Origin of the sequence: Variovorax sp. W1I1 (assembly GCF_030815625.1) — a bacterium.
In the GTDB taxonomy this organism is placed as follows: domain Bacteria; phylum Pseudomonadota; class Gammaproteobacteria; order Burkholderiales; family Burkholderiaceae_C; genus Variovorax; species Variovorax paradoxus_C.
In genome coordinates, this window is sequence record NZ_JAUSWZ010000001.1 from 4,064,362 (window position 1) to 4,083,844 (window position 19,483).

The window sequence follows — 19,483 nt, forward strand, 5'->3', positions numbered from 1 at the left end:
GCGGTCATGAAAAAAACCATCGCATCGCTGCTGTGGCTGGCCGTCGCCGGCCAAGCCTCTGCCGCCACCTGGGTCTACGTGTCGAACGCCGACAGCCAGGAGATCTCGGTGCTCGCGCTCGACCGCGACAAGGGCACGCTCACGCCGGTGCAGACGCTCGCGGTCGGCGGCACGGTGATGCCGATGGTGGTGAGCCACGACAAGCGCGTGCTGTATGCCGCGCTGCGCTCGCAGCCGTTCCGCGTGGCGTCGATGTCGATCGACGCCGCCACCGGCAAGCTGCAGAAGCTCGGCGAGGCGCCGCTCGCCGACAGCATGGCCAACATCGACCTCGACGCGAGCGGCAAGTGGCTCTTCGCGGCCTCCTACCAGGGCGGAAAAATCTCGGTGAACGCCATCGGCAAGGACGGCGCCGTCGGCGCCATCCAGCAACTGGTGCAGACAGGACCGAACGCGCACGCGATCCATGCGGATGCCGCCAATCGCTACGTGCTTGCGACCAGCCTGGGCGGCGACAACATTTCCAGTTGGCGCTTCGACGCCGAGAAGGGCCTGCTGTCGCCGAACGATCCAGCGCTGACGACGACCGCCGCAAAAGCCGGACCGCGCCACTTCGTCTGGGACAAGGCGCAGCGCCATGTCTACCTGCTCGATGAACTCGATGCGGCACTGCACGTGTTCGCGTGGGATGCCGCGCGCGGCACGCTGAAGCTGGAACAGAGCACGACCACGCTGCCCGCCGGATTCAGCGGCAAGCCCTGGGCGGCCGACCTGCACCTAACGCCGGACGGCCGCTACCTGTATGCGTCGGAACGCACGTCGAGCACGCTGTCCGCGTTCAAGGTCGACGCGGCCACCGGACAACTGCAGCCGCTGGGCCAGACGCCGACCGAGAAAGGTCCGCGCGGTTTCGCGATCGACCCGAGCGGCCGCTACCTGATCGCGGCCGGCCAGGAGTCGCACAGCATTTCGCTCTACGCCATCGATGCCGCGACCGGCGCGCTCGGCAAGCCCGAGCGCCTGGCCGTGGGCAAGAACCCGAACTGGATCGAGATCGTGGATCTGCCTTGAACGGCTGAAGTCCGCCCATCGCCCATCGCCTATCAACACACTGGAGACAAAGACATGCAACGCCGCACATTGATTCAAACCGCCCTTGCCTCTTCCCTTGCCACGGCATTGCCCGCGTTCGCGCAGAGCAGCAACACCTGGCCCACGGGCAAGGCCATCACCTACCTCGTGCCCTTTCCCGCGGGCGGCACCACCGACGTGCTGGGCCGGCTGATCGGGCAGAAGCTGGGCACCGTGCTGGGCACGAGCGTGATCATCGACAACAAGGGCGGCGCCGGCGGCAGCGTGGGCTCGGAAGTGGGCGCACGCGCGGCGCCCGATGGCTTCACGCTGGTGGGCGGCACGATCAGCTCGCACGCGATCAACGTGAGCCTGTATCCCAAGATCGGCTACGACCCGCAGAAGTCGTTCGCGCCGGTGACACTGATCGGCACCAACCCGGTGGTGCTGGTGGTGAACCAGGCGAGCCCCTACAAGACGCTGAAGGACGTGCTGGACGCGAGCAAGGCGAAGTCGGGCGGGCTCTCGTCGGCCTCGGCGGGCACCGGCACCTCGCAGCACCTGGCGCTGGAGCTGCTGGCCTTCAAGTCGGGCGTGAAGTTCACGCACATCCCCTACAAGGGCAGCGGCCCGGCGATCCAGGACGTGATCGGCGGCCAGGTCGACATGATGTTCGACACGACCGTGGTGGCGGGCCCGCACATCCAGAGCGGCAAGCTGCGCGCCATTGCGGTCACCTCCGCCAAGCGCCTGGCCTCGATGCCCGACGTGCCGACGGTGGCCGAATCGGGTATCCAGGGGCTGAAGGATTTCGAAGTGGTCTCGTGGCAGGCGATCTTCGTGCCCGCCGGTACGCCGGCGCCGGTCGTCGAGCGGCTGCACACGGAGATCCGCAAGATCCTCGCAACGCCCGAAATGCAGGACAAGCTCAAGGGCTTCGGCATGGAGCCGGCGGATCTCTCGACGGCGCAGATCGCGGCGTTCCAGAAGGCCGAGGTCGAGAAATGGGCCGGGGTGATCAAGGCTGCCGGCATCAAGGCGGACTAAGTAGTTCGCCGCCGGCCGGCACCCACGCACAACCGAGGGAAGCTTCCTACGCTTCTTGGGGAGGGCGCTTTATAGAATGCCCCTCCGATCCGCATTCGAGGCTTCCCACAACGTGTCCGACCGCTCCGCAGTTCTGCCCCAATACCTGTTCCCCAAGCAGGCCCTGACCAATTTCGCCGGCTGGGTCGCGGGGAAGGAACGCGGTGCCGTCACGACGTGGATCATTCGCCGCTTCGTCGCCAAGTACGACGTCGACATGGGCGAGGCGCTCGAGTCCGACATCGAGCACTACAAAAGCTTTAACCAGTTCTTCACGCGCGCGCTCAAGCCCGGCATGCGCCCGCTCGCGCAGGCCGACCTGGTGTGCCCCGTGGACGGCGCCATCAGCCAGTTCGGCGCGATCGAGGGCGACCAGATCTTCCAGGCCAAGGGCCACAACTACACGACCACCGCGCTGGTCGGCGGCGACGCCACGCTGGCCGCGAAGTTCGCGCACGGCAGCTTCGCCACGCTGTACCTGAGCCCCAAGGACTACCACCGCATCCACATGCCGTGCGACGGGCGGCTCGTGCGCATGATCCACGTGCCGGGCGACCTGTTCTCGGTGAACCCGACCACCGCGCGCGGCGTGCCCGGCCTCTTTGCGCGCAACGAGCGCGTGGTGTGCGTCTTCGAATCAGCACGCGGGCCGTTCGTGCTGGTGCTCGTGGGCGCCACCATCGTCGGCAGCATGGCCACCGTGTGGCACGGCGTGGTCAATCCGCCGCGCGTGGGCGAGTTGCGCGAGTGGCATTACAACGACCAGCAGATCGACATCAAGAAGGGCGACGAGATGGGCCGTTTCTTGCTCGGCTCCACCGTCGTCATGCTGTTCCCGGCGCCTGCATTGGCGTTCAACCCCGACTGGTCGCCCACCCGCGCGATCCGCCTGGGCGAAGCCATGGCCGACTACACGAATTTGTGAGGCTTTGTCTCACAGCCCGCATGCAGCATGCCCTTACAGCTATAAAACTAGTAGCATCCACATCGTTTGCGCTATAGTCGCCGGCCCGCAGGACGGTCCACAACCAATCACAAACAAGAGCGCGCGGCATCGGCCAGCCACAGGCCCGCAGCCCGCCCAGCTTCGAGGAGATGATGTCGATGAGTACCAAGGAAAACGCAGCCGTCAGCCAGTTGCTCGCATTGCTCGAAGCCCGCTACGCGCTGCGTGTGCTCTGGGCCCTGCGCGACGGCCATGCCCAGACCTTCCGCCTGCTGCAGGACAGCGTGGGCGGCATCACTCCCAACACCCTGAACACTCGCATCAAGGAACTGCGCGAGGCCGGCATCGTGAGCCACGGCAGCGACGGCTATTGCCTCACCTTGAGCGGGCAGGATCTGCTCAAGCGGCTGTCCGACCTGCAGGCCTTTGCCGGCAAATGGCAGCTGGGGCAGCTCAAGAAGGCGGCTGCACCGGCCGCTCCCGCGGCCACTGCGCCAGCCGCTCCCGTTGCGCCTCCGGCCTCCTCGCCGCCTCCCCCGCCCCCCGCACCGCCCGCCGACACGACGAGCTGAAGAGGCCGTCAGCCGGCATCGGTAAACTCCGCGCCTTCGATCCAATTCATCATTCATCGACGCAAGGAGCGTTTTCCCATGCCTACCACTCCCTCCGGCCTCCAGTACGAAGACACCGAAGTCGGCACCGGCGCCGAAGCCAAGGCTGGCCAGCACGTGCATGTGCACTACACCGGCTGGCTCTACAACGACGGCGTGCAAGGCGCCAAGTTCGATTCGAGCCGCGACCGCAACGACCCCTTCGCGTTCTCGCTGGGCGCAGGCCAGGTCATCAAGGGCTGGGACGAAGGCGTCGCCGGCATGAAGATCGGCGGCAAGCGCACGCTGATCATTCCCGCATCGCTGGGCTATGGCGCCCGCGGCGCCGGTGGCGTGATCCCCCCGAACGCCACCCTCAAGTTCGACGTCGAACTGCTCGACGCGCACTGATCGCTCACTGGCCACGGTTGGCGCACAGGCCCGATTTCGGGCCTTTTTCATGCCTCCACGGCCCCTTTTTCCGCATTTTTTCGCTTGAAATGCCTCTGGCCAGCCCCAAGTGGCTGGCTATCGTTTGTTTTCCGGCGCACGCCGTTCTTTGAAAAATGTCTGACCCGCAACAATCCGCACAGAATTCGCAAATGCTGCAAGGCGAGCCCAGTCCCGAAGAACTGGAGGCCGCGCAGGCCGCCAATGAAGCCGACGCCTTGGCTGCGGCGCAAGGCGAGCTGGCCGCGCTGCAAGCCAAGAACGCCGAATTGGCCGATCAATACCTGCGCGCCCAGGCCGACGTTCAAAACGCTCGCCGCCGCGCCGACGACGAAATCACCAAGGCCCGCAAATTCGCGGTCGAGGCCTTTGCCGAAAGCCTGCTGCCGGTGACCGACAGCCTGGAAGCCGGCCTCGCCATCAAGGACGCCACCCCCGAGCAGATCCGCGAAGGCGCCGAAGCCACGCTGCGCCAGTTGAAGAGCGCGCTCGAACGCAACAAGGTGATCGAAGTGGCGCCCGCCGCAGGCACCAGGTTCGATCCGCACCAGCACCAGGCCATCTCGGTGGTGCCCGCCCCCGAGCAGGAACCCAACACCGTGGTGAGCGTGCTCCAGAAGGGCTACACGATCAACGAGCGCGTGCTGCGCCCGGCGCTGGTCACGGTCAGCGCGCCGAAGTAAGTCGTCCGCACATCCGCACACACGATTCCCACAGGAAATCCCCGCTCCATCCCCTTGAATCGAGCCGGGTTATCCACAAGTTCATAACAACATTTTTTTCAGGCTTTCAGGAGTAAAGAACATGGCAAAGATCATCGGCATCGACCTCGGCACCACCAACTCGTGCGTGTCGATCATGGAAGGCAACACCACGCGTGTGATCGAGAACTCGGAAGGTGCCCGCACCACGCCGTCGATCGTCGCGTACCAGGAAGACGGTGAAGTCTTGGTCGGTGCCTCGGCCAAGCGCCAGGCGGTCACCAACCCCAAGAACACGCTGTACGCGATCAAGCGTTTGATCGGTCGCAAGTTCGAGGAAAAGGAAGTGCAGAAGGACATCGACCTGATGCCCTACACCATCGCCAAGGCCGACAACGGCGACGCATGGGTCGAAGTGCGCGGCAAGAAGATGGCGCCGCAGCAAGTCAGCGCCGACATCCTGCGCAAGATGAAGAAGACCGCCGAAGACTATCTTGGCGAAACCATCACCGAAGCCGTGATCACGGTGCCGGCGTACTTCAACGACGCCCAGCGCCAAGCCACGAAAGACGCCGGCCGCATCGCGGGCCTGGACGTCAAGCGCATCATCAACGAGCCCACCGCTGCAGCCTTGGCCTTCGGCCTCGACAAGCAGGACAAGGCCGATCGCAAGATCGCCGTGTATGACCTGGGCGGCGGCACCTTCGACGTGTCGATCATCGAAATTGCAGACGTGGACGGCGAGAAGCAGTTCGAAGTGCTGTCGACCAATGGCGACACCTTCCTCGGCGGCGAAGACTTCGACCAGCGCATCATCGACTACATCATTGCCGAGTTCAAAAAGGAACAGGGCGTCGACCTGAGCAAGGACGTGCTGGCACTGCAGCGCCTGAAGGAAGCCGCTGAAAAGGCCAAGATCGAACTGTCGAACAGCGCGCAGACCGACATCAACCTGCCCTACATCACGGCCGATGCCTCGGGTCCGAAGCACCTGAACATCAAGCTTACCCGCGCCAAGCTGGAGAGCCTGGTCGACGAACTGGTCGAGCGCACCATCGCGCCCTGCCGCCTGGCCATCAAGGATGCCGGCATCAGCGTGAGCGACATCAACGACGTGATCCTGGTCGGCGGCATGACCCGCATGCCCAAGGTGCAGGAAAAGGTGAAGGCCTTCTTCGGCAAGGAACCGCGCAAGGACGTGAACCCCGACGAAGCCGTGGCCGTCGGCGCCGCCATCCAGGGCCAGGTGCTCTCGGGCGACCGCAAGGACGTGCTGCTGCTGGACGTGACCCCGCTGTCGCTGGGCATCGAGACCATGGGCGGCGTGATGACCAAGATGATCACGAAGAACACCACGATCCCGACGAAGTTCGCGCAGACCTTCTCGACCGCGGAAGACAACCAGCCGGCCGTGACGATCAAGGTGTTCCAGGGCGAACGCGAGATTGCCTCGGGCAACAAGGCGCTGGGCGAGTTCAACCTGGAAGGCATTCCGCCGGCAGCGCGCGGCACGCCGCAGATCGAAGTGAGCTTCGACATCGACGCCAACGGCATCCTGCACGTCGGCGCGAAGGACAAGGGCACGGGCAAGGAAAACAAGATCACCATCAAGGCGAACTCGGGCTTGAGCGAAGACGAGATCCAGAAGATGGTGAAGGACGCCGAGCTCAACGCCGAAGACGACAAGAAGAAGCTCGAGATCGTGCAGGCCCGCAACCAGGGCGAAGCCATGGTTCACAGCGTGAAGAAGTCGCTGGGCGAGCACGGTGCGAGCCTCGAGGCCGCCGAGAAGGAAGCGATCGAAGCCGCGATCAAGGACGTCGAAGAAGCCCTCAAGGGTGAAGACAAGGCCGTGATCGAGGAAAAGACCAACACGCTGATGACGGCCAGCCAGAAGCTGGGCGAAAAGATGTACGCCGAGTCGCAAGCCGCGGCGGGCGCCTCGGCAGCGAGCGGACCGGCTGGCGCGGAAGCTGCTGCGCATGCGCAGGCCGACGACAACGTGGTCGACGCCGAAGTCAAGGAAGTCAAGAAGGGCTGATCGCCAGCCGCTTGACCAAGGCTGGATCACCCCACGGGGTGCTCCAGCCTTTCTCGCTTCAAGCCACCCGAGTTCCCGCTGCCTCCCGAGCCCCCTGATCGACCTGCCATGGCCACCAAACGCGACTACTACGAAACCCTCGGCGTCCCCAAGAACGCGAACGACGACGAAATCAAGAAGGCTTATCGCAAGCTAGCGATGAAGCACCACCCCGACCGCAACCACGGCGACACCAGCAAGGACGCCGAGGCCAAGTTCAAGGAGGTGAAGGAAGCGTACGAAATGCTGTCCGACGGCCAGAAGCGCGCGGCCTACGACCAGTACGGCCACGCCGGCGTCGACCCCAACATGCGCGGCGGCCCGGGCGCGGAAGGCTTCGGCGGCTTCGCGGAAGCGTTCGGCGACATCTTCGGCGACGTGTTCGGCGGTGCGCGCGGCGGCCGCCAGAGCGGCGGGCGCCAGGTGTTCCGCGGCAGCGACCTGAGCTACGCGATGGAAGTCACGCTTGAGGAAGCGGCCGAGGGCAAGGAAGCCCAGATCCGCATTCCCAGCTGGGACAACTGCGACACCTGCAAGGGCTCGGGCGCCAAGCCCGGCACCAAGCCGATCACCTGCACCACCTGCCACGGCGCGGGCGCGGTGCAGATGCGCCAGGGCTTCTTCAGCGTGCAGCAGACCTGCCCCACCTGCCACGGCAGCGGCAAGATCATTCCCGAGCCCTGCACCGTGTGCCATGGCCAGGGCAAGATCAAGAACAACAAGACGCTCGAAGTGAAGATCCCCGCCGGCATCGACGACGGCATGCGCATCCGCAGCACCGGCAACGGCGAGCCGGGCACCAACGGCGGGCCCCCGGGCGACCTGTACATCGAGATCCGGCTGAAGAAGCACGAGCTCTTCGAACGCGACGGCGACGACCTGCACTGCGTGGTGCCGGTCAGCGTGACCACGGCGGCGCTCGGTGGCGAGATCAGCGTGCCCACGCTCAAGGGCGCGGCGGCCATCGACATTCCCGACGGCACGCAAAGCGGCAAGCAGTTCCGCCTGCGCGGCAAGGGCATCAAGGGCGTGCGCTCGAGCTATCCGGGCGACCTGTACTGCCACGTGCGCGTCGAGACGCCGGTGAAGCTCACCGAGCACCAGCGCAAGCTGCTGAAGGAACTGGACGAGTCTCTGAAGAAGGGCGGCGACAAGCACAGCCCGACCGACAAGGGCTGGTTCGACAAGGCCAAGGAATTCTTCAGCTGATCTGAGAGAGAGAAGACACGATCCCGCCCAGCACCAAGGGTGTGCGGGAACGATCAGGCCTCGAGCCTCTGCGAGCACCGGTTGCTTCAGGGCCTCGGGGCTTTTCTTCGTCTGCGGGGTCTGCTTTGCCGTCTTTCCTTGCGACGCGCAGCCGCGCTTCATCAAGCCGGTGCATCCAGACCCTTGCAAGCGCCGTAGAGCACAGAGCCGGTGCCCGCCGCACCGTGACGGTACGCACCGACCGGGCACTGCGCTGCTTTCCCACGCCGGCATGCGCCAGCCGCTCATGAAAAAGTGGCGCGAGGATTGCTTTTAGATAATTTTCGGATGTGCAATAAACCAAACGACAGATCGCGCGTTATTGCAGGAGGGCACATTTTTTATTGAGCTACTGCGCTCAATAGGCGTTGTGTTCTCGGGAAAACACCAATGCCGTTCGATATAGGTATTTCACCCGGAGAGAATTGCGCAAGCGAGCCTTTTAATTTATCTGAGATTTTGAAAACTAGTTTGTATTTTTTTGGAACTTTACTCAGGAGCGGGGTCCCCAATAAATAAAACATTTGCCGCTTTGAATGTTTGCTTTATCCTGATTGTTAGCAGAATGTTGTAGGGAGTTTTTCACCGCATGCAGCGGGGGCGGGCACCTTTAAATGCGCGCATTGCCTTTGCTGCAGGCTCCGGGGCCAAAAGCCCCACTGACCTGATGGAGGCGTGACCATGGATGTGATCAGCAACTTTGCCGCCCGCTACGAGCGCACCCGCGAGGAGGTGATCTCCCTGCAGGAATACCTCGATATCTGCAAGCGCGATCCCACCGCTTACGCCACCGCCTCCGAGCGAATGCTCAAGGCCATCGGCGAGCCCGAGCTGGTCGATACCCGCAACGACCCCCGGCTTTCCCGCATCTTCGCCAACAAGGTCATCAAGATCTATCCGGCGTTCAAGGAGTTCTATGGCATGGAGGACGCCATCGAACAGGTGGTGTCCTATTTCCGCCACGCCGCGCAGGGGCTGGAGGAAAAGAAGCAAATCCTTTACTTGCTCGGGCCGGTCGGCGGCGGCAAGAGCTCGATCGCGGAGCGGCTGAAGCAGCTCATGGAGCACGTGCCCTTCTATGCAATCCATGGTTCGCCGGTGAACGAATCGCCCCTCGGCCTCTTCGATACGCTCGAAGACGGCGAGATCCTTGAAAAGGAATACGGCATCCCGCGCCGTTACCTGAATCGAATTCTTTCCCCCTGGGCCGTCAAGCGCCTGGAGGAATACGGCGGCGACATCCGCCAGTTCAAGGTGGTCAAGCGCTTCCCCTCGGTGCTCCGGCAGATCGCGGTCGCCAAGACCGAACCGGGCGACGAGAACAACCAGGACATCTCCTCGCTGGTCGGCAAGGTCGACATCCGCAAGCTGGAGACCTACGCCCAGGACGACCCCGACGCCTACGCCTACTCCGGGGGCCTCTGCCTGGCCAACCAGGGCCTCTTGGAGTTCGTGGAAATGTTCAAGGCGCCCATCAAGGTGCTGCACCCGCTGCTAACGGCCACGCAGGAGAGCAACTTCAAGGGCACCGAGGGCTTCGGCGCCATCCCGTTCGACGGCATCGTGCTCGCGCACAGCAACGAGAGCGAGTGGAAGGCCTTCCGCAACAACAAGAACAACGAGGCTTTCCTCGACCGGATCTACATCGTCAAGGTGCCCTACTGCCTGCGCGCCTCGGAAGAAATCAAGATCTACGAGAAGCTGGTTCGCAACTCGTCGCTGGCGCAAGCGCCTTGCGCCCCCGGCACCTTGCGCATGATGGCGCAGCTCTCGGTGCTCACGCGCCTGAAGGAACCCGAGAACTCCAGCACCTTCAGCAAGATGCAGGTGTACGACGGCGAGAACCTCAAGGACACCGACCCCAAGGCCAAGTCGATCCAGGAGTACCGCGACTACGCGGGCGTCGACGAGGGCATGAGCGGCGTCTCCACGCGCTTCGCCTTCAAGATCATCTCCAAGGTCTTCAACTTCGACAGTTCCGAGGTGGCCGCCAACCCGGTGCACCTGATGTACGTGCTCGAGCAGCAGATCGAGCGCGAGCAGTTCCCGCCGGAGGTCGAGCAGAAGTACATCAGCTACATCAAGGAGCTGCTGGCGCCGCGCTATGCCGAGTTCATCGGCAAGGAAATCCAGACCGCGTACCTGGAGAGTTACAGCGAGTACGGCCAGAACATCTTCGACCGCTACGTGACCTACGCCGACTACTGGATCCAGGACCAGGAGTTCCGCGACGTGGACACCGGCGAAGTGTTCGACCGCGCCTCGCTCAACGCCGAGCTCGAGAAGATCGAGCGGCCCGCCGGCATCGGCAACCCGAAGGACTTCCGCAACGAGATCGTCAACTTCGTGCTGCGCGCACGGGCGGGCAACGCGGGGCGCAACCCGGCGTGGACCAGCTACGAGAAGCTGCGCGCGGTGATCGAGAAGAAGATGTTCTCCAACACCGAAGAGCTGCTGCCGGTGATCAGCTTCAACACCAAGAGCAGCGCCGACGAGCAGAAGAAGCATGAGGACTTCGTCACCCGCATGGTCGAGAAGGGCTACACCGCCAAGCAGGTCCGCCTCTTGTGCGAGTGGTACCTGCGCGTTCGCAAGAGTTCATAACGACGCACCTGAATCGTTCTCTTCTTTGCAAGGAGCTTTGACACCATCGTGGCCATCCTGCAGCAGATCATCGACCGCCGGCTATCGGGCAAGAACAAGTCCATTGGCAACCGCGAGCGCTTCCTTCGGCGCTACAAGGGGCAGATCCAGGAGGCGGTGCGGCGCGCCGTGAGCGGCCGCAACATCCGCGAACTGGAGCAAGGCGAAGACGTGACCCTGCCGCGCCACGACGTGTCCGAACCGGTGTTCGGGCACGCTCGCGGCGGCGACCGCGAGTACGTGCATCCGGGCAACCAGGAGTACCTGAAGGGCGACCGCATCGCACGCCCCGACGGCCAGGGCGGCGGCGGTTCCGGGAGCGGCGAGGCGGGCGACAGCGGCGAAGGCGAGGACGACTTCGTCTTCCGCCTCACGCGCGAGGAGTTCATGCGCGTCTTCTTCGACGACCTCGCGCTGCCGCACCTCATCCGCACGCAGATCGCCGACGTGCCCGAGTGGAAGAGCCACCGCGCCGGCTTCACGAGCGACGGTTCGCCCAACAACCTGCACGTGGTGCGCTCGATGCGCGGGGCGCTCGCGCGCCGTATCGCGCTGGGCGGCGAACCACGCAAGGAGCTCAAGCGGCTGGAGCTGCATCTCGAACACCTGAAGGCGCATCCGCAGGCCGCCTCGGCGCTGATCCAGACGGAGATCCGCGAAACCGAAGCGCGCATCGCCGAGCTGCGCCGCACGATGCGGCACGTGCCCTACATCGACCCGATCGACCTGCGCTACCGCAACCGCGTGAAGACGCCGGTGCCCAGCGCGAAGGCAGTGATGTTCTGCCTCATGGACGTCTCGGGCTCGATGGACGAGGCGCGCAAGGACATGGCCAAGCGCTTCTTCATGCTGCTGTACATGTTCCTCACGCGGCACTACGAGAAGATCGACCTCGTCTTCCTGCGCCACCACACGCAGGCGCAGGAAGTGACCGAGGAAGAGTTCTTCCACGCGACCGAAACCGGCGGCACCGTAGTCTCGAGCGCGCTGGTGCTGATGGACGAGATCATCAAGGCACGCTATCCGAGCGGCGAATGGAACGTCTACGGCGCACAGGCCAGCGACGGCGACAACTGGCACCAAGACAGCGGGCGCTGCCGCGAGCTGCTGGTCAACGACATCCTGCCGGTGGTGCGCTACTACGCCTACGTGCAGGTGGCCGAGACCGAGCAGAACCTCTGGCAGGAATACGCGCAGCTCGAAGGCGTGCAGCCCAACTTCGCGATGCGCAAGGTCGCTGACGCGCAAGACATCTACCCTGTGTTCCGCGACCTGTTCAAGAAGGAAGGGGTCACCTCATGAGCGCCGCGCCGGGCCGCCCCAAGCAAGCTCGCACCGCAGTGCGAAGCACGGAGGTACTCCAATGAACACCACTGCCGCCACTGACCGCCCGCCCTCGGGCCTGAGGCTGGAGCGCCTACCCAGCCCCTCGGACTGGACCTTCGAGCTGATCGAGCAGTACCACACCGAGATCGCCAAGACCGCCAAGGGCTTCGGGCTGGACGTGTACCCCAACCAGCTCGAAGTGATCACCGCCGAACAGATGATGGATGCCTACGCGAGCGTGGGCATGCCGATGATCTACCGCCACTGGTCGTACGGCAAACAGTTCATCGCGACCGAGAAGAACTACAAGCGCGGCCACATGGGCCTGGCGTACGAGATCGTCATCAACTCCGACCCGTGCATCGCCTACCTGATGGAAGAAAACACCATGGCCATGCAGGCCCTGGTGATTGCGCATGCGGCCTACGGTCACAACAGCTTCTTCAAGGGCAACTACCTGTTCCGCATGTGGACCGATGCGTCGTCGATCATCGATTACCTCGTCTACGCTCGCCACTACATCGCCGAATGCGAGGAGCGGCACGGCCTCGACGCGGTCGAGGAACTGCTCGACTCGTGCCATGCGCTGATGAACTATGGCGTCGACCGCTATCGCCGGCCGCAGAAGCGGTCGTTGGCGCAAGAAAGCGCGCAGCGCGCCGACCGCGAACGCCACATGCAGCAGCAGGTGAACGACCTCTGGCGCACGCTGCCCAAGCGCGCCGAGCAGGCGGCCGAGTCCGACGCCACGCGACGCTTTCCCTCGGAGCCGCAAGAGAACCTGCTGTACTTCATCGAGAAGAACGCGGCACTGCTCGAACCCTGGCAGCGCGAAGTGGTGCGCATCGTGCGCAAGATCGCGCAGTACTTCTATCCGCAGCGCCAGACGCAGGTGATGAACGAAGGCTGGGCCACCTTCTGGCACTACACGCTGCTCAACACCATGTACGAGCGCGGCCAGCTGGCCGACGGCTTCATGATGGAATGGCTCAGCTCGCACACGGGCGTGATCTTCCAGCCGCCGGTGGGCCACCGCGCCTACAGCGGCATCAATCCGTATGCGCTGGGCTTCAAGATGTTCACCGACCTGCGGCGCATCTGCGAGAAGCCTACCGAGGAAGACCGCCGCTGGTTCCCCGACTTCGCGGGCACTGACTGGGTCAAGACGCTCGACTACGCGATGCGCAACTTCAAGGACGAGAGCTTCGTCGGCCAGTTCCTGAGCCCGAAGACGATGCGCGACTTCCGGCTGTTCGCGATCCGCGACTACCAGAGCGAGGCCGAACTCGAGGTGTCCGCCATCCACGATGACAGCGGTTATCAGTCGCTGCGCGAATCGCTCTCACGCCAGTACGACATCAGCAGCCGCGAGCCCGACATCCAGGTGTGGAGTGTCGCCACGCGCGGCGACCGGTCGCTGACGCTGCGGCACACGCAGCGCAACAACCTTCCGTTGCACGACGGAGCGGAAGAGGTGCTCAAGCACGTTGCGCGGCTCTGGGGTTTCGATGTGCACCTCGAAAGCATCGACAGTGCGGGGCGCATCAGCCGCAGCTGGAAGGCTACGGCGCCCAAGCAGATGTACTAACGGGTCAGGGTCAGGGAACCAGCGCGGCAATCGCCAGCGGGTAGCCCTTCACCCCCAGCCCCACGATGATCCCGCGCGCCGCGGGCGAGATGTACGACTTGTGGCGAAACTCTTCCCGCGCATGCACGTTCGAGATGTGCAGCTCGATCAGCGGCACGCTCGCGCCCTTGATCGCATCGTGCAGCGCGATCGATGTGTGGGTGTAGGCACCGGGGTTCATCACCACGCCGAGCATGTCGCCCGCGGCCACTTCGCGGCCCGCTTCCTGGATCCAGTCGATCAGCACGCCTTCGTGGTTCGACTGGCGGCATTCGATCTCGACGCCGAGCTTCGCGCCCGTGTCCTTGCACAGTTGCTCCACATCGGCCAGCGTGTCGCGTCCGTATTGCTCGGGCTCGCGCGTGCCGAGCAGGTTGAGATTGGGGCCGTTGAGAACGAGGATTTTCTTCATGGTGAATCGGGGTCTGGTCGAGGCGGAGACGACAATTATGGTCGCCCGACGGCCCTGCGAAATCCACCCCATGAACACTGACCCTGCTCCCCACGACATGCCTCGTTGGCACCCCGTGGCCCGTTCGGCCGATCTGCGCCCCGGCGCCAACATCGTCGCCGGCTTCGCGGAAGGCCAGGAGCTCGCGCTCTGGCGTTCGGCCGACGGTACGGCGCAGGCCTGGGACAACCGGTGCCCGCACCGCAGCGTGCGCTTCACGCTCGGCCAGGTGATCGAAGACCGCCTCGCCTGCGCGTACCACGGCTGGCAGTACGCCGCGGGCAACGGGCAGTGCGTGAGCATTCCGGCGCATCCGGCGATGCAGGCGCCGCGCAACGTCTGCGCCAAGGTGTTCGGCGCGGTCGATGCGGCCGGCATGTTGTGGGTCAATCTTGTGGCGCAGGACGCGTCTGCTGCGCCGCCATCGCTGGCCGATGCCGTAGCGGCCGGCTGGCACTTCTGCCGCACGCTGACGCTGCGTGCCGGCGCGCATGACGTGCGTGACGCCCTCGCACAGCAGGGCTTTGCGGCCGACGCGGCACCGGGCGCATTTCGCGGTGCGCTCGAAGAAGTGCAATCTGTTGCGCTCGTGCTCGACGCGCAGCCGCAACTCACTTTCGTCCATCTGTGGACCGAGGCACCTCCGGGGTCCGACGCGATGAAGACCCTGCACACGGCCGCGCGCAACCTGCGCAGCGCCATCGAAACTCAAGGCTGAAGGAGTCGCGTTGCCCTTCGTCACCGACGATCCCAACATGCTCGACGACTGGCTCGTCGTTGGACCCGCAAGCGCGCTCGCCGGCGCCTCCGAACAACGGCCGTACACGACCCGCCTGCTCGGCGAAACGCTGGCGCTCTGGGCCGATGCCGACGGCACGCCGCAATGCCGCCTCGCCGCACAGCCGCTGGCGGTGCAATCGCGCTACGGCTACCTATGGGTCTGCCCGAGCGGCCGCCCCGCACGCCCGCTCTTCGCGTTCCCCGAGTACACCGAGCCCGGCCGCCGCACCGTCGATTGCGGCGGCATCGGCGTTGCGGTCTCAGGCCTGCGCGTGATCGAGAACTTCCTCGACATGGCGCACTTCCCCTTCGTGCACGCCGACTACCTCGGCAAGGTGCCGCACACCGAGGTGGCGCCCTACCAGGTGGACATCGACCCCGCCACCAACGAGATCTGGGCGACCGACTGCCGCTTCTGGCAGCCGCGCGCCTCGGCCGCGCACGACAGCGGCGCCGATGTGCTTTACAAGTACCGCGTGATGCAGCCCTTGTCGGCCATGCTCTACAAGTCGAGCGCACGCCCCGGCGCGCAGGACGCCATCGCCCTCTTCCTGCAGCCGATCGACGACGAGCACGTGATCGCGCACACGATGCTCGCCTGCTTCGACGAGGTATCGACCGACGCCGAACTCATCGCCTTCCAGCAGACGATCTTCGGGCAGGACAAGCCGATCCTGGAGAACCACGCTTTCAAGCGCATGCCGCTCGAAGGCCGCGCCGAGACGCCGACGCGCGGCGACACCTCTTCGGTCACCTACCGGCGCTGGTTGCGCGAGCGCGGCATGCGCTTCGGCACGAGGGCCGCTGCATGACGACGATGCTGAAGCTGTACGACTACCCGCTCTCGGGCAACTGCTTCAAGGTCCGCCAGATGCTGGCGTGGCTTGGCGTGGCCTACGAAGCGGTGCCGGTCGATTTCCATCCGGGCCGCGCGCATAAGTCGGCCGCGTTCCTCGCGAACGTCAACCCGCTCGGGCAGCTCCCGGTGATCGAAGACGACGGCTTTGTGCTGCGCGACGCACAGGCCATCCTGGTCTACCTCGCGAGCCGCCACGACGCGCAGCACCGCTGGTATCCGGACGACGCAAAGCTGCGCGGCCAGGTCGCGATGTGGCTCGCCACGGCCGACGAAATCACCCGCACCGCGTCGGCCGCCCGGCTGCACGACGCGCTCGGCTACCACCACCTGGACATCGACGCTTGCCGCAGCGGCGCGCGCGCCGTGTTCCGCGTGCTGGACGACCACCTCGCCGAACAGGCCAGCGCGGGCCTGCGATGGCTGGCTGCGGCGCCCGAGCCGACGATTGCCGACCTCGCCTGCTTCCCGTATGTCGCACTGGCGGGCGAAGGCGGCATCTCGCTCGACGAGTTTCCCGCCCTCCGGAACTGGGTCTGGGATTTCCGACACCTCCCTGGGTTCATCGGGATGTCGGGTATCTTCCCTGCTGGCCCTGCCTGAGTATTCTTGGGCCCTCGCCTCCCTCACCCCCCTCTTTCTCCCTCTTTCCCCCGAACCCGCCATGAAAACCAAAGCCGCCGTCGCCTGGAAATCCGGAGCCCCGCTCACCATCGAAACCGTGGACCTCGACGGACCGAAGTTCGGCGAAGTGCTGGTCGAGATCAAGGCCACCGGCATCTGCCACACCGACTACTACACGCTCTCGGGCGCCGACCCCGAAGGCATCTTCCCCGCGATCCTGGGCCATGAAGGCGCGGGCATCGTGGTCGACGTGGGCCCCGGCGTCACGACGCTGAAAAAGGGCGACCACGTCATCCCGCTCTACACGCCCGAGTGCCGCCACTGCAAGTTCTGCCTCTCGCGCAAGACCAACCTCTGCCAGCTGATCCGCGGCACGCAGGGCAAGGGCCTGATGCCCGACGGCACCTCGCGCTTCAGCCTCGACGGCAAGCCGATCGCGCACTACATGGGCACCTCGACCTTCAGCAACTACACGGTCGCGCCTGAAATCTCGCTCGCCAAGATCCGCGAGGACGCGCCCTTCGACAAGGTCTGCTACATCGGCTGCGGCGTGACCACCGGCATCGGCGCGGTGATCTTCACGGCGAAGGTGGAAGCCGGCGCCAACGTGGTGGTGTTCGGCCTCGGCGGCATCGGCCTCAACGTGATCCAGGGCGCCAAGATGGTGGGCGCCGACAAGATCATCGGTGTCGACCTGAACCCCGAGCGCGAAGCCATGGCCCGCAAGTTCGGCATGACGCATTTCATCAATCCCAAGGACACTGAAAACGTCGTCGATGCCATCGTGCAGCTGACCGATGGCGGCGCCGACTACAGCTTCGAGTGCATCGGCAACACCAAGGTGATGCGCCAGGCGCTCGAATGCACGCACAAGGGCTGGGGCCGCAGCATCATCATCGGCGTGGCCGAAGCGGGCGCGGAAATCAGCACGCGGCCGTTCCAGCTGGTCACCGGCCGCAAATGGGAAGGCTCGGCCTTCGGCGGCGCACGCGGCCGCACCGACGTGCCGAAGATCGTGGACTGGTACATGGAAGGCAAGATCAACATCGACGACCTGATCACGCACACCATGCCGCTCGAAGACATCAACAAGGGCTTCGACCTGATGAAGCGCGGCGAGTCGATTCGCGGCGTGGTTCTTTACTGATCGACAGGAGGCGTTCGCCATGAACCGCATGGAGCCCCTCCACAAGATCGAGGCGGGCGTCCTCGAAGTCGCGTACCACGAAGCCGGCCCCGCGGACGGGCCGCCCGTGCTGCTGATGCACGGCTTTCCGTACGACATCCACACCTACGCCGAAGTCGCGCCGATGCTCGCCGACCAGGGCTGCCGCGTCATCGTGCCGTACATGCGCGGTTACGGCGGCACGCGCTTCCTGAGCGACGCCACGCCGCGTTCAGGCGAACAGGCGGCGTTCGGCGCCGACCTGCTCGCGCTGCTCGACGCGCTGAAGATCGACCGCGCGGTGCTCGCCGGCTACGACTGGGGCGGCCGCGCCGCCTGCGTGGTCGCGGCGCTGTGGCCCGAGCGCTGCGCGGGCCTCGTCTCGCTCAACAGCTACAACATCCAGAACATCGCGAAGGCGATGGAGCCTGACACGCCCGAGAACGAATACAGCCTCTGGTATCAGTACTACTTTCACAGCGAACGCGGCCGTGCCGGGCTCACGAAAGACCGCAAGGCGATCGCGAAGCTGCTGTGGAAACTGTGGTCGCCGACATGGCAGTTCGACGACGCCACCTTCGAGCGCAGCGCCGCCGCCTTCGACCATCCGGACTTCATCGACGTGGTGATCCACTCGTACCGCCACCGCTTCGGCCTCGTGCCCGGCGACCCGGCGTATGCGGACATCGAACGTCGCCTCGCCGCGCAGCCCGCGATCACCGTGCCGGCCATCACCTTCGACGGCATCGACGACGGCGTGCGGCCGCCGGCCGATGCATCGGCCCATGCGCACCGCTTCGGCGGTCCGCGCTCGCACCGCCTCGTGCCCGGCGCGGGCCACAACCTTCCGCAGGAAGCGCCGCGCACCTTCGCCGATGCGGTGCTCGAACTGGTGCCCGCACTGCGCAACGAAAAGACATGACCGATCACACCCCCAAGACCCTTTCGGAACACCCCTGCTTCGGCGGCGTGCAGAGCTTTCACGAACACGCCTCGCAAGAGATCGGGCTGCCGATGCGCTTCTCGGTCTACCTGCCGCCGCAGGCTGCGAACGGGCCGGTGCCGGCGCTGCTGTACCTCGCGGGCCTCACCTGCAACGAGGAGACCTTCGCCATCAAGGCCGGCGCGCAGCGCATGGCCGCGAGCCTGGGCCTTGCGCTGATCGCACCCGACACCAGCCCGCGCGGCCCCGCCGCCGAGTGCGTGCCCGGCGCGAAGGACGACTGGGACTTCGGCATCGGCGCCGGTTTCTACCTCGACGCCACGCGCGAGCCCTGGGCCACGCACTGGCGCATGGAGAGCTGGATCGTCCACGAGCTGCTGCCGCTGGTCGCGCAGCACTTCGCGATCGACGGGCAACGCATCGGCATCTTCGGCCACTCGATGGGCGGCCATGGCGCGCTCACGCTGGCACTGCGGCATCCGGGGCGATTCAAGTCGCTCTCGGCGTTTGCACCGATCTGCGCGCCCACGCAGTGCCCGTGGGGTGAGAAGGCGTTCGACGGATATCTCGGCGCACCCGGCGTCGACCGCGCGCAGTGGCTCGCACACGACGCGAGCGCGCTCATGCGCTCGCAGACCGTCGCGCCCTACCCTCAAGGGATCCTCATCGACCAGGGGCTGGCCGACAAGTTCCTCGCCGAGCAGTTGCATCCGGAGGTGTTCGAGGCGGCCTGCTTCGCCGCCGGGCAGCCGCTCACGCTGCGCCGGCACGCGGGCTACGACCACGGCTACTACTTCATCCAGAGCTTCATGGCCGACCACATCGCGCACCACGCGCAATCGCTGCACGCTTAGCGAGTCCCAATCGACTGCGGCGTGCACGCGCCGTATCATGAA

At 65.1% G+C, this 19,483-nt stretch carries 18 protein-coding genes; 17 read left to right on the top strand and 1 reads right to left on the bottom strand.

Features of this window, described 5'->3' with window-relative positions; all coding sequences use genetic code 11:
* Positions 1 to 6 precede the first annotated feature (6 nt).
* The 11 genes from QFZ83_RS19085 (at position 7) to QFZ83_RS19135 (ending at position 13,729) form a co-directional block, all read left to right on the top strand.
* Positions 7 to 1,071 carry a beta-propeller fold lactonase family protein gene (locus QFZ83_RS19085; RefSeq protein WP_307509068.1) on the top strand — a complete coding sequence of 355 codons (1,065 nt, stop codon included), beginning with the start codon at positions 7 to 9 and terminating at the stop codon, positions 1,069 to 1,071.
* Between the two features lie 54 nt (positions 1,072 to 1,125).
* The gene (locus QFZ83_RS19090) at positions 1,126 to 2,118 is read left to right on the top strand and encodes a tripartite tricarboxylate transporter substrate binding protein (protein WP_307509070.1); all 993 of its coding nucleotides are present in this window, start codon (positions 1,126 to 1,128) and stop codon (positions 2,116 to 2,118) included.
* 112 nt (positions 2,119 to 2,230) lie between these two features.
* The gene (gene asd / locus QFZ83_RS19095) at positions 2,231 to 3,082 is read left to right on the top strand and encodes an archaetidylserine decarboxylase (RefSeq protein ID WP_307512761.1); all 852 of its coding nucleotides are present in this window, start codon (positions 2,231 to 2,233) and stop codon (positions 3,080 to 3,082) included.
* Between the two features lie 179 nt (positions 3,083 to 3,261).
* Positions 3,262 to 3,675 carry a helix-turn-helix domain-containing protein gene (locus tag QFZ83_RS19100; protein ID WP_306877669.1) on the top strand — a complete coding sequence of 138 codons (414 nt, stop codon included), beginning with the start codon at positions 3,262 to 3,264 and terminating at the stop codon, positions 3,673 to 3,675.
* Positions 3,676 to 3,753: 78 nt separating this feature from the next.
* A complete protein-coding gene (locus tag QFZ83_RS19105; RefSeq protein WP_013540334.1) occupies positions 3,754 to 4,104 on the top strand; it encodes an FKBP-type peptidyl-prolyl cis-trans isomerase in 351 nt (116 codons plus the stop codon).
* A gap of 155 nt (positions 4,105 to 4,259) precedes the next feature.
* The gene (gene grpE, locus QFZ83_RS19110; protein WP_080559369.1) at positions 4,260 to 4,826 is read left to right on the top strand and encodes a nucleotide exchange factor GrpE; all 567 of its coding nucleotides are present in this window, start codon (positions 4,260 to 4,262) and stop codon (positions 4,824 to 4,826) included.
* Positions 4,827 to 4,947: 121 nt separating this feature from the next.
* Positions 4,948 to 6,885: a molecular chaperone DnaK gene (dnaK, locus tag QFZ83_RS19115; protein ID WP_013540332.1), complete on the top strand. Its 1,938-nt coding sequence runs from the start codon at positions 4,948 to 4,950 to the stop codon at positions 6,883 to 6,885.
* A gap of 108 nt (positions 6,886 to 6,993) precedes the next feature.
* Positions 6,994 to 8,133 carry a molecular chaperone DnaJ gene (gene dnaJ / locus QFZ83_RS19120; protein WP_013540331.1) on the top strand — a complete coding sequence of 380 codons (1,140 nt, stop codon included), beginning with the start codon at positions 6,994 to 6,996 and terminating at the stop codon, positions 8,131 to 8,133.
* Positions 8,134 to 8,853: 720 nt separating this feature from the next.
* A complete protein-coding gene (locus tag QFZ83_RS19125) occupies positions 8,854 to 10,776 on the top strand; it encodes a PrkA family serine protein kinase (RefSeq protein WP_307509074.1) in 1,923 nt (640 codons plus the stop codon).
* Positions 10,777 to 10,824: 48 nt separating this feature from the next.
* A complete protein-coding gene (locus tag QFZ83_RS19130; RefSeq protein ID WP_307509076.1) occupies positions 10,825 to 12,117 on the top strand; it encodes a YeaH/YhbH family protein in 1,293 nt (430 codons plus the stop codon).
* 61 nt (positions 12,118 to 12,178) lie between these two features.
* On the top strand, positions 12,179 to 13,729 hold the full coding sequence (locus QFZ83_RS19135) for a SpoVR family protein (RefSeq protein ID WP_013540328.1): 1,551 nt from the start codon (positions 12,179 to 12,181) through the stop codon (positions 13,727 to 13,729).
* 10 nt (positions 13,730 to 13,739) lie between these two features.
* Here the strand turns inward: QFZ83_RS19135 and aroQ are convergent, their stop codons facing one another.
* Positions 13,740 to 14,180 carry a type II 3-dehydroquinate dehydratase gene (gene aroQ, locus QFZ83_RS19140; protein ID WP_307509081.1) on the bottom strand — a complete coding sequence of 147 codons (441 nt, stop codon included), beginning with the start codon at positions 14,178 to 14,180 and terminating at the stop codon, positions 13,740 to 13,742.
* Between the two features lie 70 nt (positions 14,181 to 14,250).
* On the opposite strand from aroQ, the gene QFZ83_RS19145 reads away from it, so the two are divergent.
* From QFZ83_RS19145 to fghA, 6 genes are all read left to right on the top strand, one after another.
* Positions 14,251 to 14,937 carry a Rieske 2Fe-2S domain-containing protein gene (locus tag QFZ83_RS19145; protein WP_307509084.1) on the top strand — a complete coding sequence of 229 codons (687 nt, stop codon included), beginning with the start codon at positions 14,251 to 14,253 and terminating at the stop codon, positions 14,935 to 14,937.
* 10 nt (positions 14,938 to 14,947) lie between these two features.
* Positions 14,948 to 15,811 (top strand): aromatic ring-hydroxylating dioxygenase subunit alpha, encoded by an 864-nt coding sequence (locus QFZ83_RS19150; protein ID WP_307509087.1) that lies wholly within the window; start codon positions 14,948 to 14,950, stop codon positions 15,809 to 15,811.
* Positions 15,808 to 16,458: a glutathione S-transferase family protein gene (locus QFZ83_RS19155; protein WP_307509088.1), complete on the top strand. Its 651-nt coding sequence runs from the start codon at positions 15,808 to 15,810 to the stop codon at positions 16,456 to 16,458. Before QFZ83_RS19150 ends, QFZ83_RS19155 begins: the two co-directional genes overlap by 4 nt.
* Positions 16,459 to 16,519: 61 nt before the next feature.
* A complete protein-coding gene (locus tag QFZ83_RS19160) occupies positions 16,520 to 17,626 on the top strand; it encodes an S-(hydroxymethyl)glutathione dehydrogenase/class III alcohol dehydrogenase (RefSeq protein ID WP_307509091.1) in 1,107 nt (368 codons plus the stop codon).
* Positions 17,627 to 17,645: 19 nt separating this feature from the next.
* Complete coding sequence (locus QFZ83_RS19165) at positions 17,646 to 18,566, top strand: alpha/beta fold hydrolase (protein WP_307509093.1); 921 nt, start codon at positions 17,646 to 17,648, stop codon at positions 18,564 to 18,566.
* Positions 18,563 to 19,441 (top strand): S-formylglutathione hydrolase, encoded by an 879-nt coding sequence (gene fghA, locus QFZ83_RS19170; protein ID WP_306877686.1) that lies wholly within the window; start codon positions 18,563 to 18,565, stop codon positions 19,439 to 19,441. The genes QFZ83_RS19165 and fghA overlap by 4 nt, the downstream gene beginning before the upstream one ends.
* The last annotated feature ends 42 nt before the right edge of the window (positions 19,442 to 19,483 follow it).

Excerpts from the sequence above, each read along its gene's own strand:
- QFZ83_RS19085 (WP_307509068.1), top strand. The coding sequence starts at position 7 with ATGAAAAAAACCATCGCATCGCTGCTGTGGCTGGCCGTCGCCGGCCAA.
- QFZ83_RS19090 (WP_307509070.1), top strand. The coding sequence starts at position 1,126 with ATGCAACGCCGCACATTGATTCAAACCGCCCTTGCCTCTTCCCTTGCC.
- QFZ83_RS19100 (WP_306877669.1), top strand. The coding sequence starts at position 3,262 with ATGAGTACCAAGGAAAACGCAGCCGTCAGCCAGTTGCTCGCATTGCTC.
- QFZ83_RS19105 (WP_013540334.1), top strand. The coding sequence starts at position 3,754 with ATGCCTACCACTCCCTCCGGCCTCCAGTACGAAGACACCGAAGTCGGC.
- grpE (WP_080559369.1), top strand. The coding sequence starts at position 4,260 with ATGTCTGACCCGCAACAATCCGCACAGAATTCGCAAATGCTGCAAGGC.
- dnaK (WP_013540332.1), top strand. The coding sequence starts at position 4,948 with ATGGCAAAGATCATCGGCATCGACCTCGGCACCACCAACTCGTGCGTG.
- dnaJ (WP_013540331.1), top strand. The coding sequence starts at position 6,994 with ATGGCCACCAAACGCGACTACTACGAAACCCTCGGCGTCCCCAAGAAC.
- QFZ83_RS19125 (WP_307509074.1), top strand. The coding sequence starts at position 8,854 with ATGGATGTGATCAGCAACTTTGCCGCCCGCTACGAGCGCACCCGCGAG.
- QFZ83_RS19135 (WP_013540328.1), top strand. The coding sequence starts at position 12,179 with ATGAACACCACTGCCGCCACTGACCGCCCGCCCTCGGGCCTGAGGCTG.
- aroQ (WP_307509081.1), bottom strand. The coding sequence starts at position 14,180 with ATGAAGAAAATCCTCGTTCTCAACGGCCCCAATCTCAACCTGCTCGGC.
- QFZ83_RS19145 (WP_307509084.1), top strand. The coding sequence starts at position 14,251 with ATGAACACTGACCCTGCTCCCCACGACATGCCTCGTTGGCACCCCGTG.
- QFZ83_RS19155 (WP_307509088.1), top strand. The coding sequence starts at position 15,808 with ATGACGACGATGCTGAAGCTGTACGACTACCCGCTCTCGGGCAACTGC.
- QFZ83_RS19160 (WP_307509091.1), top strand. The coding sequence starts at position 16,520 with ATGAAAACCAAAGCCGCCGTCGCCTGGAAATCCGGAGCCCCGCTCACC.
- QFZ83_RS19165 (WP_307509093.1), top strand. The coding sequence starts at position 17,646 with ATGAACCGCATGGAGCCCCTCCACAAGATCGAGGCGGGCGTCCTCGAA.
- fghA (WP_306877686.1), top strand. The coding sequence starts at position 18,563 with ATGACCGATCACACCCCCAAGACCCTTTCGGAACACCCCTGCTTCGGC.